Source organism: Streptomyces achromogenes (genome assembly GCF_030816715.1).
Lineage (GTDB): Bacteria > Actinomycetota > Actinomycetes > Streptomycetales > Streptomycetaceae > Streptomyces > Streptomyces achromogenes_A.
Map to the genome: position 1 here is coordinate 8,427,945 of NZ_JAUSYH010000001.1, position 17,594 is coordinate 8,445,538.

Here is a 17,594-nt window from a genome sequence, read left to right on the forward strand (position 1 = left end):
GGGTTCAGACGGATGCCTCGGCGCGGATGCGGCGCAGCCGGTGCATGACCTCGTTGGCGCCGCGTCCGAAGTAGTCGTGCAGCTCCCGGTACTCGGCGAACAGGCGGTCGTAGGCCGCGGCCCGCTCGGGGTCGGGCTGGTAGACCGCCGGACGGGCCTTGCCCATGGCGTGGGCGGCGGCCCTGATGTCCGGGTACGAACCGGCCGCGACCGCCGCGTGCATCGCCGCGCCGAGGGCCGGTCCCTGCGTCGAGTCGATGACGCCGAGGGGCAGGCGGGTGACGTCGGAGTAGATCTGCATCAGCAGCGCGTTCTTCGTCAGACCGCCCGCGATGATCAGCTCGCGCACCGGCACGCCGGAGTTCTCGAAGGCCTCGATGATGGTGCGGGTGCCGAAGGCGGTCGCCTCCAGCAGCGCCCGGTAGACGTCCTCGGGGCGGGTGGACAGCGTCAGGCCCACGATGATGCCGCTGAGGTCGTGGTCGACCAGGACGGAACGGTTGCCGCTCTGCCAGTCCAGTGCGATCAGCCCGTGCTCGCCGATCTTCTGCTCGGCCGCGAGCGCGGTGAGGTGCTGGTGCGCGTCGCGTCCCAGCGCGGCCGCCTCCTCGGCGTACGACGCCGGGAAGCCGGTGCGCACGAACCAGCCGAAGATGTCGCCGACGCCGCTCTGCCCGGCCTCGTAGCCCCACAGGCCCGGCAGGATGCCGCCGTCGACGACGCCGCACATGCCCGGCACCTCGGCCCACTGGTCGGAGCTCATGACGTGGCAGGTGGAGGTGCCCATGATGGCCACCATCCGGCCCGGCTCCACCGCGGTCGCGGCGGGCGCCGTCACATGGGCGTCGACGTTGCCGACGCACACGGCGATGCCCTCGGGCAGGCCCGTCCAGGCCGCCGCCTCGGCGGTCAGCCGCCCGGCCAGATCGCCGAGCTGCCCGATCGGGTGCTCCAGCTTGGTCGTCACGAAGTCGGCGAAGTCGGGGTTCAGCGCCGCGAGGTACTCCGGCGACGGGTAGACGCCGTCCTGCAGCTGGCCCTTGTAGCCGGCGGTGCAGGCGTTGCGGACGTAGGTGCCGGACAGCTGCCAGACGATCCAGTCCGCGGCCTCCACCCAGCGCTCGGTCCGGGCGTAGATCTCCGGGTCCTCCTCGAGGAGCTGCAGCGCCTTCGCGAACTCCCACTCCGAGGAGATCTTGCCGCCGTAGCGCTTGATCCACGGCTCCTTGCGCTCGGCGGCCAGCGCCGTGATCCGGTCGGCCTGGGCCTGGGCGGCGTGGTGGCGCCAGAGCTTGACGTAGGCGTGCGGCCGGCCGGTGAGCTCCGGCAGCTCGCACAGGGGGGTGCCGTCGGCGAGCGTCGGCACCATCGTGCACGCGGTGAAGTCCGTGCCGATCCCCACCACCTGCTCGGGGCGGACTCCCGAGCGGGCCAGCGCCTCGGGCACCGCGATGCGCAGGACGTCGATGTAGTCGCTGGGCACCTGCAGCGCCCAGTCCGGCGGCAGGGAGGTCCCGTCGGGCAGCTCCCGGTCGAGCACGGCGTGCGTGTACGCGTGCTCGGCCGCGGCGAGCTCGGCGCCGTCGGAGACCCGGACCACCACGGCCCGCCCGGACAGCGTGCCGTAGTCGACTCCGATGACATAGGTGTCGGGACGGGACTCTTCCCCGCGCTCGTCCTGGATCTCGGCGTTCACCACCGGACCGCCCTTCTGTTCGGTATGACAATCAACGTTCGGTATTGCGGATAGGGGAAAGGTAACCGGTGGTGTGGAGGATGGGGAAGGCCGGGGCCCGTGAAGACCCCGGCCGGGGTGAGATCAGCCGTGCAGCGGCGCGACGCTCACCTTGTCGATGTCAGGCGCGTATGTGCTGGAATTTGCGAAGGTGACGGTGTTGACGCCGGCCTTCAGGGTCACCGGGACCGGCAGGTCCCAGAAGTTGGACCAGCTGTAGGAGTTGCGGAACATGACCGTGGCCGTGGTGCCGTTCACCGAAATGTCCGCCGCCCTGGAGACCACGTTGGTGTTGTAGTTCCCGGAACCGGCGACCTCGTTGTTCGCATAGCGTTACGTTCATCACGTAACGCCCGGCCGCGGGGGCCTTCACCTGGAAGGTGAGGGTGTTGGCGGCGCTCAGGCCGATGTGACCGACGTACTCGCCGCCCGAGGACCAGGCGTTGCCGGAGACGTCCGCGGTCCCGGCGAGGGTGGCGTCCTCGGCCTCGTACGAGGTGACGCCCGTGGTGTCGGCGGCGCCGGTGACGCGCAGGTCCCGCAGCGTGAGGCAGGAGTTTGCGGCCGGGGCGGCGGTGATGCGGTTGTTGCCCGCCGACAGGTACAGCCGCAGCGCCTTGTCGGTGACGCGGCCCCGGGTGGCGGGGAGGGTGACGGCGGTGGCGCCGTCCATGCTCAGGGCGCTGTCGCCGGTGGAGGCGTAGTCGGCGTGCACGGTGTAGTAGCCGTCGGAGGGCGCGTAGACGTCGAAGGCCGCCTTGTCACCGCGGTCCAGCACCAGGGCGCCGGCGCCGCTGACGCCCGAGGCGGAGTAGTCGTAGGAGGGGGAGCCGCTGATGTCGGCGTACGTCGCCGGGTACACGGCGTCCCGTGCGGTGGCCGCCGTGAGGTCGATCTTGTCGAGGGTGACCTCGTTCGTGCCCTTGGCCAGGGTCAGGGTGTGCTGTCCGGCGGTGAGGGTGACCGGGGTGCTCGCCTTGGCGCGGTAGGTCCAGTTCAGGGTGGACCCGTAGGTGAGCGTCCCGGCGGGAGCGCCGTCCACCGTGAGGGTGTGGGTGGCGGGGCCGCCGGACTGGTTGCCGTAGAAGACGTCCAGGTCGTACACGCCGCTGCGCGGGACGTCGACGGTGAAGGCGACCTTGCTGGTCGGCTGGTTCAGGCTGCCGACGTCCTTGGTGCCGGAGGTGGCGAAGCCGTAGGGGTTGGAGCGCGAGCCCTGCGAGTAGACCGTGCCGCCGGTGATCGCCGCGTTCTCCGCCTCGTACGTCGCCGACCAGGGCAGGCTCGCCGCGGCGGGCGTGCCGCTGCCGGCCGGGTTCACCGTGATGCGGTACGCGGACATGGCGTCCAGGCCGGTCAGCGGCACGGTGACGCTGCCGTCCCCCGCCACGGTGGCCGTGGTGCGGGACACCACGGCGGGTGCGGCGGCCGCGCCTTCGTAGCCGCTCCACGCGGTGCGCTCGACCGTGACGTCGACCTTCTTGCCGAACGAGGCCGGCACGTGCCGTATCACGGTGTCGACGGACCCGGAGGCGCCGCCGAGCAGCACCTGGGCCTGCTTGCGGCCGGTGTCCAGCGACGCGATGCCCTGGACGGTGTCGATCGTGTTGGACTGCGGCGGGGTGAGCTGGACGGTCCTGCCGGTGAGCCCCGCGTACCAGCGCAGCAGCCACCAGGTGCCGTTGGGGATGTTCGTCTGCACCGCGTTGTCGTTGAGGTTTCCGGCGATGTTCCAGTAGGCCTGGTCGGCGTAGACCTTGTTCCGCTCGAACATGGACATCCACTGGATCATCTGTCCCGGCACCGACTGGTCGCGCCGGTTGCCGTACTCGTTGACGCTGACCGGCAGCGCGGGGATGCCCGCGGAGGCTTCCAGGGCGCGGTAGGCGGCCAGGGTGGACTCGAAGCTCGACAGCGAGCCGGGGTCGAGCTCGTGCCAGGTGGTGATGTCCGGCAGGACGCCGGCGGCCTTCGCCCACGGGTAGAAGTCGCCCATCAGGCGGGCGTCGTAGTGCGTCTCGTTGGGCCCGGCGATCCTGGCGTCCGGGATGATCGACCGGATCTTTCGGTAGACGGTGGTCCAGTCGCTCTTGAAGCTGCGGAGCGCGGCCGCGTACGTGGCGCTGTCCGAACTCCCCAGCCCCGGGTACCAGTTGCCGTTGGGCTCGTTGAACGGCACCCACACGAAATCGTCCGCGTCGGGACGGGCGGCGACCTCGCGGACCATCCTGTCGACCTTGGACAGGTAGTCGGCCAGCCCCAGGTTCTCGTACGGCCACTGGACGTAGTCGTCCTGCATGTAGACGTAGACGTCGCCGCCGCCGGCCCGGTCGAAGGCGGGCTTGACCGTCAGCGCGTCGCCGTTGGGGTGCTGCGCCCCGCCCTGCGGCTTCTGCACGACCGTGGTCATGTGCAGCGGGGTGACCAGTTCGTCGCCGGGGACGCCGACGTCGCTCAGGCCGTACAGCGTCCCGTTGGCGCCGTGCATCACGGCGCCGGTGGTGCGGCCCAGGTCGACGGTGACCTGCGGACCGGCCGCGTGGGCGACCGGACCGGTCAGGGCCGTGCCGGCCAGGACGGCGCTGAAGGCGACCGAGCCGACGAGGCGGCGGGCCTTCGGTGATCTGCGTGCGCTACGAGGCATGGATGTCCTCCGCCTCCCGCGTCGCTGCGGGAGGATCGTGGATGGAACCAGGGGGCGACCGGGGCGCGTGGGGAGACGCGCCCCGGGGGTCGAGGGGGAAGGGTTACTTGACGGCGCCGCTGGTGATGCCGGCGACGACCCGGCGCTGGGCGACGACGAAGACCGCCACCATCGGCAGGCTCATCATCACGACGTAGGCGAAGATGAGATGCCAGTTGTTCAGGTACAGCTGTGCGTTGGCGACCTGGTAGAGGTTGAGCGGGAGGGTGGCCCTGTCGCCCCCGCCGAGGACGAAGAACGCGTAGAACACGTCGCTCCAGGCGAACAGCATCACCATGATCGTCGCGGTGGCGATGACCGGGCGCAGCAGCGGCAGGATGACCTGGAAGAAGACCCGGGCGGGGCCGGCCCCGTCCATGCGGGCGGCCTCTTCCAGCTCCTCGGGGAGGTTGCGGATGAAACCGGTCATGAAGAAGATCGACGTGGAGAGGTACATCCCCGTGTAGACCGCGATCATGCCGAGCTGCGTGCCCGCCAGACCGAGCTGCCGAAGCTCCATGACGATGGTGATGACGGCCGGCGGGAGCAGCAGTCCGCTGATGCTCAGCGCGTACAGCGTGCCGGCCAGGCGTCCGGTGCGGCGGGCGAACACCCAGGCGGCCCCGGCGCCCAGCAGCAGAACCAGGACGACCGAGGGCACGACGACGAGCAGGCTGTTGACGAAACCCTGGATGACCTTGCCCTGGTCGAAGGCCTGCCGGTAGTTCTCGCCGGCCTGCACGTGGTGCGGCAGCGAGAGGTTGGGTTTGATCGCCTCGGCCTGGGGCTTGGCCGAGGTCACCGCCACCAGCCAGAGCGGGATGCCGATGGTGACGGCCGCGACGAGGAGGACGGCCGCGGGCTGCGCCCAGCGCAGGGGGCTCCGGCGGGCCGGCGGGAACGCGGTGACCGCGGTCACTGGTTGTTCTCCCTTCGGCGCAGACCGACGATGACGGGCACGGCGAGGACGACGACGATGAGGAAGAGCACCAGGCTCATCGCGGACGCCTGGGCGTAGAGCCCCTGGCCGAAGATGCGGAACATGTAGATGTTGAAGACTTCCGTCTCGCTGCCGGGGCCGCCCGCGGTGGTGGCCTGGACGATGTCGAAGGTGTTCATGGAACCGATCAGCGCGGTGGTCACGTTGAAGGTCACCGCGGGCGCCAGCAGCGGGAAGCGGATCGACCAGAAGGTGCGCCAGGCGCCTGCCCCGTCGATGCGCGCGGCCTCCAGCACGTCGCCGGGCATGCTCTTGAGGCCCGCCAGGTAGATGAGCATGGCCAGGCCCATCCACTTCCAGCCGTGGATCAGCGTCACCACGAGCAGCGTCCAGGTCGTCGAACCCAGCCAGGGCGTGTCCACGGGGTGGCCGGCCAGCGACGAGAGCACGCCGTTGAGCGCACCGTCCTGGGCGAGCAGGGCCCGGAAGATGTAGCCGACGGCCAGGGCGGAGATCAGCACGGGGAGGAAGAAGACGGCGCGGAAGAAGCGGTTGAAGCGGGTGTCGCGTTCCAGCAGCAGGGCGAGCGCGAGACCGAAGCCGTTCTGGAAGACGGCCACCAGGACCGCGTACTCGACCGTGATGCGGATGTCCCGCGCCAGGGAGCCGTCGTGCAGGATGGCGTCGAAGTTCGACAGGCCCACGAACCCGATCTGCGGGTGGAACGCCGACCAGTCGGTGAACGGGTAGACGAAGTTCAGCAGGTTCGGCAGCAGGAAGAACACGCCGAACACGGCGAGCGCCGGCAGCGCGAACCACCACGGCTGGTCGGGTTTCCTGAGAGAGCGCCCTCGCCCGCCCTGCCGGGACGGACGGTCCCGGTCCTTCGCCTGGGGGTTGGCGCTGACGTCCATGGTGGCGGTGTCCACCATCTTTCATACCTCCGGTACGGGCCCCGGGCGCGCCGCCGACGGGCGGCCCGGGGGACGGCTTGGCGAAAAGCGCCGGTCAGAAGCCGGAGATGCCGCGCGCCTTGAGGACCTGCTGGAACTGGTCCTGGGCGGCCTGGGCGACCTGCTGGGGCGTCTTCTTGCCGTAGATCATGTCGGCGAGGGCCAGGTGCATGTCCGGCGCGGTCAGCGCGTTGACCTGGAAGACGCCTGTCGCCGTGGACAGGGCCTTGGCCTGGGCGATCGCCGTCTGCGGCAGCCCGTCGGGGTTGGGCACGGACGGTTCCACGGACACCAGCTTGTTGGCCTTGATGTACGCGGGGTAGTTCGGGCCGAGCCAGAAGGACAGGAACTGCCGGGCGGCGTTCTGCCGCTCGGTGTCCCCGGTGTTGAAGGCGACCACGCCGTTGGTCTGGTCGGGCGAGTACTCGGCGTTGGCCTTGCTGTTGGCGATCGGGAACCAGCCCAGCTTCTTGTCCATCTCCGCCGTGCTGTTGGTCGCCTGGATCTCGGACTGCAGCGAGGTGACGTTCAGGGCCATCGCGGCAGTGCCGTCCATGATCGCCTTGCCCTGGTCGACGAACGTGCCCGTCCGGTAGTTCTTCTGGGCCAGCCCGCCGTCGAGGATCTTCGTCTTGTACTTGGTGATCGCGTCGACGATCGTCTTGTCGGTCCAGGACTCCTTGTTCGTGTTCAGGTCGTCCCAGAAGGACTGCGGCAGATCCGTCATCTGGGCCTGCACCTGCCACTGCAAGGGCCACTTGTCGCCGCCGACCTCGAAGAACGGGGCCACGCCCGGGACCTTCGCCTTGATCGTCGCGGCGGTGGCGAGCATGTCGTCGTAGCTGGTGGGCATCGCGGTGATGCCGGCCTTCGCGAAGACGTCCTTGTTGTAGTAGACGCCGAGCACGGCCGGACTCGTGACGATCGCCGCGTAACGGTGGCCGTCGACCTGGCCGAGGCTCTGCTCCGTCTTGCCGAGCTTGGAGACCCAGTCCTCCTTGTCCAGCTGCAACAGGTTCTTCGCCGGCTGGACGAACGGCAGCGTGCTGCCGGTGGGCTGCCAGAACATCAGGTCCGGCTTGTCGCCGGAGGCCAGCTTGGTGGGCACGTTCGACTCGTAGGGGTCGGGGATCACCTGGGTGGTGATCCTGGCGCCGGTGGCCTTCTCGAACGCCTCGATGGCCTGCTTGGGCTGCGCGACGCTGTTCTGCGCGACCCACATGGTCAGCTCGACGCCGTTGAGGCTCGCGGTCGGGTCGACCGACCCCTCGGGGGCGGCGCCGGAGGAGCCGCCGGCGGTGCTGTCGCTGCAGGCCGTCGCGGTCAGCCCGAGGACGCAGGCTGCGGCGAGGACGGAGAGGGCTCTTCTCATGGCGTGATCCTTGGTGGTGCGGAAGGGGCGGGGTGGGGCGGAGCAAGGCGGAGACGGCTGGTGACACCGGGCGAAGCGGCTGTCGGGTGCGGCGGGCGCGAACGTCCCGTCCGGCTCATGAGGTTCTGGTCCCCGAGCTCTCCCGGAGGACGAGGGTGGTCGCGACCGGATCGGGCGCGGGCGGCTGCCGGTCGCTGTCGAGCTGGGCGCGCAGCAGCCCGAAGGCGGCGCGGCCCAGTCCCTGGAAGTCCATGCGGACCGTGGTCAGGGACGGTGTGACGAAAGCGGAGTGCGGGGCGTCGTCGAAGCCGATGACGCTGACGTCCTGCGGAACCCGGCGGCCCGCGTGGTGCAGAGCGCGCAGGACGCCGAGGGCCAGGTCGTCGTTGCCGCACAGGATCGCGGTGACCTCCCGGTTCCGGGCGAGTCCGCGCCCGGCCTCGTATCCGGCCTGCGCGTCCCAGCCCCGGCCGGACGGCGCGGGGGCGGCGACGCCGGCCGCTCTCAGGGCCTGACGCCATCCCTCGGCGCGAGGTCCCGCCGAGCGCCGGGTTCCGGTCGAGGCGGGAATCGCTACATAGTGCACAGTCGGGTGTCCGAGCGCCAGCAGATGTGCGGTGGCGGCACGGGCCGCGGCGCGGTCGTCCGCCCACACTGCGGGACGGCCGGGTGTCCGGCCCGGCGGCGGCGCCTCGACCACCGCCGCGCAGGGCACCTGCGCCGGCACGCGGTCCAGGGCGGCGGCGCCCAGGCGGTCGTATCCGATCACCACGAGCCCGCCACCGGTGTCGGCGGCCGCGGCGATCGTCTGGTCCAGGTCGTCCTCGGGGGTCAGCAGCCGCACGCCGAGCGTGAAGCCCGCCGCCCGGGACGCCTCCTCCAGGCCTTGCAGGGTGGCCGCGTAGCCGTGCAGGAGGGTGTCCGACGTGAGGACGGTGACCGACCGGGTGACGCCCCTGGCCAGCGCGAACGCGGTCGCGTTGCGCCGGAAGCCCAGGGCGTCGATGGCCTCCTGCACGCGCCTGCGCGTCTCGTCCCGCACGCTCGGGTGGCTGTTGATGACCCTCGAGACGGTCTGGTAAGAGACGTCCGCCGCCCGGGCGACGTCGCGAATGCTGGCGGCCTTCCGCTGCCCCGGGGCGCGGTGGACCCGGCCGCCGAAGCTTGTGTGACCGGTCACTGACATGCGAGGATTGTGAGCGGTCACAACGTGGGCGTCAAGAGACTGAAACCAGGGATTTACTCCTCGGTCACCCCGGCCGGCGCGGCGGACCCGTCACCCTCCGAGCGTGAATCACCAGCTCAGCGCCACGAGCAGCACCGCAGGACCGAACCGTCCCGGAAGGGGAAATTGCCTTGACCACTGCCGTCGCGACAGACGAGAGGTCCCGTATCTGGTCCCGTCCGGAACTGGGCCTGCACGCCGTGGTGGACGCCGAGGGATCGGTGCGACTGGGCAGACCCGACCAGGACCGGGACTGCCTGGTCCCCCTCGTCGAGGTGACCGCCACCGGCCACGGACGCCGGTGGTCCGGCGAACGCTTCATCGAGACGTCCATCGGCGAACGCCTGGCCTACCGCGGTCACGAGACGGTCCACGTGGACGGCCGGGAACGCACCACGATCCGGCTGGCGGACCCCGTGACCGGCCTCGCCGCCCATGTGACCCTCGAGGCGGGCGGCGGCGGGGCGGTTCCCGGCGCCGGATTCCTGCGGGCCCGGGTGCGCCTGGTCAACGAGGGCGCCGCGCCGCTGCGGCTGGAGAGCGTGACCACGCTGACCCTCGGCGGCATCGCCGACGCCGACGGATCGCTCGACGGCCTCACCCTGCACTGGGCCGACAACGACTGGCTCGCCGAATGCCGCTGGCGGCAGGCCCCCTACCGCGACCGGGTCGTCCCGCTGAGCCGGTCCGCCCACGGCCACGAGGGCCGCGGCTGCTTCGAGCGGTACTCGCAGGGCAGCTGGTCCACCGGCCGCCACCTCCCCGTCGCGGGCCTCACCGACCGGGACGGACGGGCGTGGCTGTGGCAGATCGAGTCCAGCGCGGGCTGGCGCTTCGAGACCGGTGAACGCGAAGGATCCGCCTACGTCGCGCTGTTCGGCCCCGACGACGCCCACCACCAGTGGCACCACACCCTCGCGCCGGGCCAGGAGTTCCACACCGTGCCCGCCGTCCTCGTCCGCACGGAAAGCGGCGGGCTGGACGCCGCCTTCGGAATCCTCACGGACCACCGCCGTGGCATCCGCCGTCACCACCCCGACCACCGCGCGCTCCCGGTGATCTACAACGACTACATGAACACCCTCATGGGCGACCCCACCACCGAGAAGCTGCTGCCCCTGATCGAGTCCGCGGCCGCCGCCGGCGCGGAGGTCTTCGTCATCGACGCGGGCTGGTACGACGACGACGCCCAGGGCTGGTGGGACGCCGTCGGCGCCTGGGAAGCCGCCGCCAACCGCTTCCCCGGCGGCATCGGAGAGGTCCTGGACGCCATCCGGCAGCGCGGTATGACACCGGGGCTGTGGCTGGAGCCCGAGGTCGTCGGCGTGCGCAGCCCGCTGGCCCGGACGCTGCCGTCCGAGGCGTTCTTCCAGCGCGGCGGGGTACGCGTGACCGAACACGGACGGCACCACCTGGACCTGCGGCACCCCGCCGCCCGCGCCCATCTCGACCGGGTCGTCGACCGGCTCGTCGGCGACTGGGGGGTCGGCTACCTCAAGCTCGACTACAACATCAACATCGGCCCCGGCACGGAGAGCGGCACCGGTGACGGCCCCGAGAGCCCGGGCGCCGGTCTGCTCGGGCACCACCGCGCCCACCTCGACTGGATGGCCTCGCTGCTCGACCGGCACCCCCGTCTCGTCCTGGAGAACTGCGGATCGGGCGGCCTGCGCATGGACTACGCGCAGCTGGCGGTGACGCAGCTGCAGTCCACCAGCGACCAGCAGGACTTCCTGCGCTATCCGCCGATCGCCGCCGCCGCCGCGACCGCCGTCACACCCGAGCAGGCGGCGGTCTGGGCCTACCCCCAGCCGGAGCACAGCCTCGACGAGATCGCCTTCACCCTCACCGGCGCACTCCTCGGCCGGGTCCATCTCTCGGGGTTCCTCGACCTCATGGACGACGACCGGTTCGCCCTCGTGCGCTCGGCGATCGGCGTGTACAAGGACATCCGGCCGCGGATCGCCGCCGCCCACCCCTTCTGGCCGCTCGGGCTGCCCGGCTGGGAGGACTCCTGGCTCGCGCACGGGCTGCGGGGCCCGGAGTCCACGTTCCTGACGGTGTGGCGCAGGGGCCCCGACGGTGAGCGGCGCGCCCTGTCGCTGCCGCATCTGCGGGGCGTCGGCCCGGTACCGGAGGTGCTGTACCCGCACCCGTCCGACGCCACCGCCCGGTGGGACGCCGACGCGGGGATCCTCACCGTCCACCTGCCCCGCCCCGACACCGCCGTGCTGCTGCGGTGGGACGCCGCCCACTGAGGTCGTGCCCGCCACCGGGGGCGGGCCGGTGCCATGGACCTGCCCGCCCCCGAGGAACGGCCGCCGAGCGGCGCGGGGGACCTCGTCAAGCGTCAGGACCGGGCGCGTGCGGCGCGGGACTGCCGGAAGTCGAGGTAGGACAGCGCCGTCACCAGCAGCGGAATGATGACCCACAGCAGGACGAGGCGGAGCCGTCCCGCCGTCACCGCGGCGACGGCGAGCACGGCGACGGCACTGCCGACGAAGCCGAAGAACTGGCGGTAGGAGCGGAACCCGCCCGACACGTCCGGCTGGGGATCGTCCTCGGCCAGCGCGGCGCGCGCGGGGTGACTGTCCCCGTCCCGCCGGGCCTGCCGCCAGGCGAAGAACCAGCGGGCGACCGCGTACACGACGAACGTGCCCAGATAGATCCACCACCCGATCGGGTCGTCGGGCAGGGCATGCGCGAGTGTCACCTGTGTCATGGACCCCGCGTGCCCCGCCTCCCGGGGAGCAGACGGTTCCGGTTTCCGGCGGGGGCCCGGGTCGTGGCCGCGCCGGTGCCGGGGTCGGTGCCGGTGCCCGGGCCGCTGCCGGGCGGTCTGGGGGCGACTCGATGGGGTGCGGTTGCGGCTGCTACGTTGCGGACGCATGAGCGACAACGTGTACGTGGGTAACGCCGGCAAGGACGCGGCGCTGGACCACGGCTGGCTGCTGGGCCACTTCAAGGACGCCGACGATCCCCGGCACAGTGCGGACGTGGAGATCAAGTGGGGAGTCCACCCGCGGGGCGACGAGCGGGTGCAGTGGGTGAGCGGTGAAGTGCGCACCGCCCTGCTGGTGCTCGTCAGCGGCCGCTTCCGGGTCGAGCTCCCCGGGCGCAGCGTGGTGCTGGCGGAGCAGGGCGACTACATCGTGTGGGGCAAGGGCGTCGACCATTCCTGGTACGCGGAGGAGGAGTCCGTCGTCCTGACGGTGCGCTGGCCGTCGGTCGCGGGCTACCGGGCCGGCGGCACCGCCGACGCCGAGCCCGGCGCCGGCCCGCGAGGCCGGGACTGACCTCAGCCGCCGCCCGCCCCGCCGCCCGGGCCGCCCCCTTCCGCGAACGTCGCGAGGATGCGCTCGGCGGCCAGCGTCGCCGTCAGCCCGCCGTCCCTGACCTGCTGTTCGAGGAGCGGGGCCAGGGTGCGTACCGCCGGGTCGGCGTGCAGCCGGCCGAGGAGCTCGTCGCGGACCATGGTCCAGGTCCAGTCGACCTGCTGATCACGCCGCTTGGCGGCCAGCCGCCCGGTGGAGTCCAGCACCGTGCGGTGCTGCTCCAGGCGCTCCCACACGGTGTCCAGTCCCGACGACTCCCGGGCACTGCAGCTCAGCACGGGCGGCGCCCACGCGGCGTCCTTGCCGTGCATCAGACGCAGCGCGCCCGCCAGCTCGCGGGCGGCGGCGCGGGCGTCCCGCTCGTGGGGGCCGTCCGCCTTGTTGACGGCGATGACGTCGGCCAGCTCCAGGACGCCCTTCTTGATGCCCTGCAGCTGGTCGCCGGTGCGGGCGAGGGTGAGCAGCAGGAAGGAGTCGACCATGTTGGCGACCGCGGTCTCGGACTGGCCGACGCCGACCGTCTCGACGAGGACCACGTCGTAGCCGGCCGCCTCCATCACCACGATCGACTCCCGCGTGGCCTTGGCGACCCCGCCCAGGGTGCCCGCGGTGGGGGAGGGGCGGATGAACGCCGCCGGATCCACCGCGAGACGTTCCATACGGGTCTTGTCGCCCAGGATCGAGCCGCCGGTCCGGCTGGACGACGGGTCGACGGCGAGCACCGCCACCCGGTGGCCCCGCGAGGTCAGCAGCGTGCCGAACGCGTCGATGAACGTCGACTTGCCCACGCCCGGCACGCCGCTGACGCCGATCCGGCGCGCGCTGCCGCTGTGCGGGAGCAGCTCGGTCAGCAGTTCCTGCGCCAGCGCCCGGTGCTGGGGCCGGGTGGACTCGACGAGGGTGATGGCGCGCGCGACGATCGCGCGCTTCCCGTCGAGCACACCCTTCACATACGTGTCGAGGTCGATGGCCATGGGCGTCAGAGGTCGCGGCCGAGATCGTGCCCGAGGTCGTCCGACAGCCGCTTCACCAGGTCGTACGCGGCGTCCGGGATGACCGTGCCGGGCGGGAAGACGGCGGCGGCGCCCATCTCCAGGAGCGTGGGCACGTCCTGCGGCGGGATGACGCCGCCGACGACGATCATGATGTCCTCGCGTCCTTCCTCGGCGAGCTGCTCGCGCAGCGCCGGCACCAGGGTGAGGTGTCCGGCGGCCAGCGACGACACCCCGACGATGTGCACGTCGGCCTCGACGGCCTGACGCGCCACCTCGCCCGGGGTCTGGAACAGCGGGCCGACGTCGACGTCGAAGCCGAGGTCGGCGAAGGCGGTGGCGATCACCTTCTGGCCGCGGTCGTGCCCGTCCTGGCCCATCTTGGCGACCAAGATACGCGGGCGCCGGCCCTCGGCCTCCTCGAACGCGGACACGAGGCCGCGGGTGCGGTCCACGGACGGCGACTCCCCTGCTTCGTTGCGGTACACGCCGGAGATCGTACGGATCTGGCTCGCGTGCCGGCCGTACACCTTCTCCAGGGCGTCGGAGATCTCGCCGACGGTGGCCTTCGCGCGGGCCGCGTCGACGGCCAGCTCCAGCAGGTTGCCCTCGCCGCCCGCGGCCCGGGTCAGCGCGTCCAGGGCGGCCCGACACGCGACGTCGTCCCGTTCCTCGCGCAGCCGGCGCAGCTTCTCGATCTGCTGGGTGCGCACCGAGGAGTTGTCGACCTTGAGGACGTCGATCTGCTCGTCGCTGTCGACGCGGTACTTGTTGACGCCGATCACCGGCTGACGCCCCGAGTCGATACGGGCCTGCGTGCGGGCGGCGGCCTCCTCGATGCGCAGCTTGGGGATGCCGGCGTCGATGGCCTTGGCCATGCCGCCCGCGGCCTCGACCTCCTCGATGTGCTGCCAGGCCCGGCGCGCGAGGTCGTACGTCAGCCGCTCGACGTAGGCGCTGCCGCCCCACGGGTCGATCACCCGCATGGTGCCGGACTCCTGCTGGATCAGCAGCTGCGTGTTGCGGGCGATGCGCGCGGAGAAGTCGGTCGGCAGCGCGAGCGCCTCGTCGAGGGCGTTGGTGTGCAGCGACTGCGTGTGGCCCTGGGTCGCCGCCATCGCCTCGACGCAGGTGCGCGTGACGTTGTTGAAGACGTCCTGCGCGGTCAGCGACCAGCCCGAGGTCTGCGAATGGGTGCGCAGCGACAGCGACTTGCTGTTCTGCGGGTCGAACTGCTTGACCAGCTTCGCCCACAGCAGGCGCGCCGCCCGCAGCTTGGCGACCTCCATGAAGAAGTTCATGCCGATCGCCCAGAAGAAGGACAGCCGCGGCGCGAACGCGTCGACGTCCAGGCCCGCTTCACGGCCCGCCCGGATGTACTCCACGCCGTCCGCGAGCGTGTACGCCAGCTCCAGGTCGGCCGTCGCGCCCGCTTCCTGGATGTGGTAGCCGGAGATGGAGATGGAGTTGTAGCGGGGCATCCGCTGCGAGGTGTAGGCGAAGATGTCGGAGATGATCCGCATCGACGGCTTCGGCGGATAGATGTAGGTGTTGCGGACCATGAACTCCTTGAGGATGTCGTTCTGGATGGTCCCGGCCAGCTTCTCGGGCGGCACGCCCTGTTCCTCGGCGGCGACGATGTAGAGCGCCAGCACCGGCAGCACGGCGCCGTTCATCGTCATCGACACGGTCATCCTGTCCAGCGGGATGCCGTCGAAGAGCCGGCGCATGTCGTAGATCGAGTCGATCGCCACACCGGCCATGCCGACGTCGCCGGTCACCCGCGGGTGGTCGCTGTCGTACCCGCGGTGCGTGGGCAGGTCGAAGGCGACCGACAGGCCCTTCTGGCCGGCCGCGAGGTTGCGGCGGTAGAAGGCGTTGGACTCCTCGGCGGTGGAGAAGCCGGCGTACTGACGGATCGTCCACGGCTGGTTGACGTACATCGTCGGGTACGGACCGCGCAGGTACGGTGCGGCGCCCGGGTAGGTGCCCAGGAAGTCCAGGCCCTCCAGGTCCTGACCGGTGTACAGCGGCTTGACGTTGATGCCCTCGGGGGTCTCCCACAGCAGGTCGTCCCCGCCCGCCGCCCTCTTCACGGCCGTGCGCCACTCGTCGGCGCCGGCGTCGGCGGCCGGGGTCCCCAGTTCGATCCCGGAGAAGTCGGGAATTGCCATCAGGACACAGCTCCCATGCGGTCAAGGGTGGCGGACAGCACGTCGACGGCGTCGCAGCCCGCGAAGACGTAAGCGTCGACCCCGGCGTACTGCCCGGGGCGCCCGGCGAGGAACACGTGTGAGGCGCCGGCGGCTCGCAGCCGGGCCGTCTCCGTCTCCGCCTGCTCTTCGTACAGGGCGTCACTCGAGCACAGGCAGACCTCCGTGGCGCCGCTGTCCTCGAACGAGCCCTCGGTGACGGGCTCGACACCGCCGGCCTGGAACAGGTTCGCGGCGAAGGTCAGCCGGGCGGTGTGCGCGGAGGCCGGACCGAGCGCCGCCAGATAGATCCGCGGCCGGGAGCCGGTCGCCGCGAGGTGGGCGTCCGAGCGCGCCCGCAGCGCCTCGTACGCCTCGTCGCGGCGCACCCGCGGCAGACCGCCGGAGCGGGGTTCGGGCGCGCTCTCGCGGACCACCGGCTTCTCCGCGAGGAACGGGAACTCGCTGACCCCGGTGATGGGTTCGCGCCGCTTGGCGATCCGGACGCTGCGCGCCCGCCAGGTGTCGGCGAGGTCCTGCGCGAGGCGTCCCGAGCGCAGCGCGGCCGCCTGGCCGCCGCCGCGCTCGATCCCCTGGAAGAACTCCCAGCCCGCGTGGGCCAGTTCGTCCGTCAGCCGTTCCACGTACCAGGAGCCGCCCGCCGGGTCGATGACCCGGGACAGGTGCGACTCCTCGATGAGGATGGTGGAGGTGTTGCGGGCGATGCGCCGCGCGAACGCGTCGGGCAGGCCGAGCGCGTCGTCGAAGGACAGCACGGTGACGGAGTCCGCTCCGCCCGCCCCCGCGGCCAGCGTGGCGATGGTGGTCCGCAGCATGTTCACCCACGGGTCGCGGCGCGACATCATCACCGGCGAGGTCACGACGTGCTGGATCTGCGCGCCGGCGCCGGGCGCCCCGGACACCTCGGCGACCCGGGCCCACAGCCGGCGGGCCGCCCGCAGCTTGGCGATCGTGAGGAACTGGTCGGCGGTCGCCGCGTAGCGGAACTCCAGCTGCCCGCAGGCCTGTTCCACGCTCAGCCCGGCCTCGGTCAGCTCCCGCAGGTAGCCGACGCCGGTGGCCAGCGAGGCGCCCAGTTCCTGCGCGGCGCTGCCACCGGCCTCGTGGTACGGCAGCGCGTCCACGGTGAGCGCCCGCAGCCGCGGATACTCCCGCGCGCACAGCCGTGCGAGTTCGGCGGACGCGGCGAACGCGACCGGCTGTCCGGTGCGGGCCTCGTGGCCCAGGGGATCGGCGCCGAGATTGCCGCGCGCCGCGTCCTTCGCGACGCCCCGCTCCTCGAACAGCCGCAGCAACTCCCGTGCGGCGGGCTCGACCTGGTCGCCCGCGTCGAGGACGACCGGCGCCAGGTCGAGCAGCACACCGTCCAGGACCCGGCCGAGGGACGACACCGGGATGCCGCCGTCGCCGGCCACCAGCCACAGGGAGGTGACGCCGTTCTCCAGGTCCGCGAGCACGGCCCGGTTGTCGTCGGCGGTGTGCCGTTGCCGTACGTCCCAGCCGCCGACGGCGTTCCCCTCGGGCCGGCTGCCGCGCACGAAGGGCGCGAAACCGGGGTGACCGTGGTCGGGCGCGGCGTCGCGCGCGGTGTAGAGGGGGCGGGTGCGCAACCCGTCCTCGAGGGCGGTGGACAGGGCTTCCTCGGCCTGAGCACCCTCGACATCCTTGCCCGACTTGCGCAGCACGCCTGTGATGAGGCGCTGCCACTGCTCGTGGGTGGCGTCAGGGAACTCGCCGGCCAGCTGGAGCCCGTCGTCAGGCAGGACCGTCATGCTCGGATGCTAGGCCCAAGACACGAAGGAGCAGCAGTGGGCATCGCTGTGACCTTTCCCTCGCCATGGCTGTGACCTGCCCCGCTCCACCGGGACTCAACGCCACGAACCGGCTCGGACAGGGCCTGACCAGGCGGAACGGCCGATATCGGCCGACGGCGCGACGACGGTCTGTGGGCCCGACGCCGGGTCGGCTACGGCGACGCGCCACCGGCGCTTCAGCGCGGGCCCAGCGCCACTCCGGCGGAGGCGTCCGTTCCGGTGCTCGGCGGTACTCGGCCCGGACCCGCAGGGCGGCTTCGCGCGCCCTGGCCGCCACCGTGCGACGCCCCGGTTCCAAGTTCCGGCCGCTCAACTCCCGCGGAAGACAGGCG

Annotated in this window: 12 protein-coding genes; 2 read left to right on the forward strand and 10 right to left on the reverse strand. The window is 71.7% G+C overall.

The genetic code is table 11. The features are described 5' to 3' along the window. Positions 1–4 precede the first annotated feature (4 nt). From araB to QF032_RS37045, 6 genes are all read right to left on the reverse strand, one after another. Complete coding sequence (gene araB / locus QF032_RS37020) at positions 5–1,699, reverse strand: ribulokinase (protein WP_307048802.1); 1,695 nt, start codon at positions 1,697–1,699, stop codon at positions 5–7. A 157-nt stretch (positions 1,700–1,856) separates the two neighbouring features. Beyond that, entirely contained in the window at positions 1,857–4,379 is a 2,523-nt protein-coding gene (locus QF032_RS37025) for a CBM35 domain-containing protein (protein ID WP_307059489.1), read from the reverse strand. Positions 4,380–4,482: 103 nt separating this feature from the next. Continuing rightward, positions 4,483–5,337, reverse strand: a complete 855-nt coding sequence (locus QF032_RS37030) for a carbohydrate ABC transporter permease (RefSeq protein WP_307048806.1) — start codon at positions 5,335–5,337, stop codon at positions 4,483–4,485. After that, positions 5,334–6,290, reverse strand: coding sequence for a carbohydrate ABC transporter permease (locus QF032_RS37035; RefSeq protein ID WP_307048808.1), 957 nt, complete (start codon positions 6,288–6,290; stop codon positions 5,334–5,336). Before QF032_RS37035 ends, QF032_RS37030 begins: the two co-directional genes overlap by 4 nt. A gap of 76 nt (positions 6,291–6,366) precedes the next feature. After that, positions 6,367–7,683 carry an ABC transporter substrate-binding protein gene (locus QF032_RS37040; protein WP_307059491.1) on the reverse strand — a complete coding sequence of 439 codons (1,317 nt, stop codon included), beginning with the start codon at positions 7,681–7,683 and terminating at the stop codon, positions 6,367–6,369. A gap of 115 nt (positions 7,684–7,798) precedes the next feature. Then, entirely contained in the window at positions 7,799–8,869 is a 1,071-nt protein-coding gene (locus tag QF032_RS37045) for a LacI family DNA-binding transcriptional regulator (RefSeq protein ID WP_307059493.1), read from the reverse strand. A gap of 170 nt (positions 8,870–9,039) precedes the next feature. Here QF032_RS37045 and QF032_RS37050 point away from each other — a divergent pair, with 170 nt between their 5' ends. Continuing rightward, the gene (locus QF032_RS37050; protein WP_307059495.1) at positions 9,040–11,166 is read left to right on the forward strand and encodes a glycoside hydrolase family 36 protein; all 2,127 of its coding nucleotides are present in this window, start codon (positions 9,040–9,042) and stop codon (positions 11,164–11,166) included. A 92-nt stretch (positions 11,167–11,258) separates the two neighbouring features. Here the strand turns inward: QF032_RS37050 and QF032_RS37055 are convergent, their stop codons facing one another. Further along, positions 11,259–11,630, reverse strand: coding sequence for a hypothetical protein (locus QF032_RS37055; protein ID WP_307059497.1), 372 nt, complete (start codon positions 11,628–11,630; stop codon positions 11,259–11,261). A gap of 166 nt (positions 11,631–11,796) precedes the next feature. Between QF032_RS37055 and QF032_RS37060 the strand changes: the two genes are divergently transcribed. After that, entirely contained in the window at positions 11,797–12,204 is a 408-nt protein-coding gene (locus QF032_RS37060; RefSeq protein WP_307059499.1) for a signal peptidase I, read from the forward strand. A gap of 2 nt (positions 12,205–12,206) precedes the next feature. Here QF032_RS37060 and meaB read toward each other — a convergent pair whose 3' ends face one another. Genes meaB through QF032_RS37075 form a run of 3 tightly spaced genes read right to left on the reverse strand, consistent with a single transcriptional unit; the run spans position 12,207 to position 17,220 of the window. Beyond that, on the reverse strand, positions 12,207–13,217 hold the full coding sequence (meaB, locus tag QF032_RS37065; protein WP_307048818.1) for a methylmalonyl Co-A mutase-associated GTPase MeaB: 1,011 nt from the start codon (positions 13,215–13,217) through the stop codon (positions 12,207–12,209). Positions 13,218–13,222: 5 nt separating this feature from the next. Then, on the reverse strand, positions 13,223–15,409 hold the full coding sequence (gene scpA / locus QF032_RS37070; protein ID WP_307059501.1) for a methylmalonyl-CoA mutase: 2,187 nt from the start codon (positions 15,407–15,409) through the stop codon (positions 13,223–13,225). Continuing rightward, entirely contained in the window at positions 15,409–17,220 is a 1,812-nt protein-coding gene (locus QF032_RS37075) for a methylmalonyl-CoA mutase family protein (RefSeq protein WP_307059502.1), read from the reverse strand. The genes scpA and QF032_RS37075 overlap by 1 nt, the downstream gene beginning before the upstream one ends. Positions 17,221–17,594: the final 374 nt, after the last annotated feature.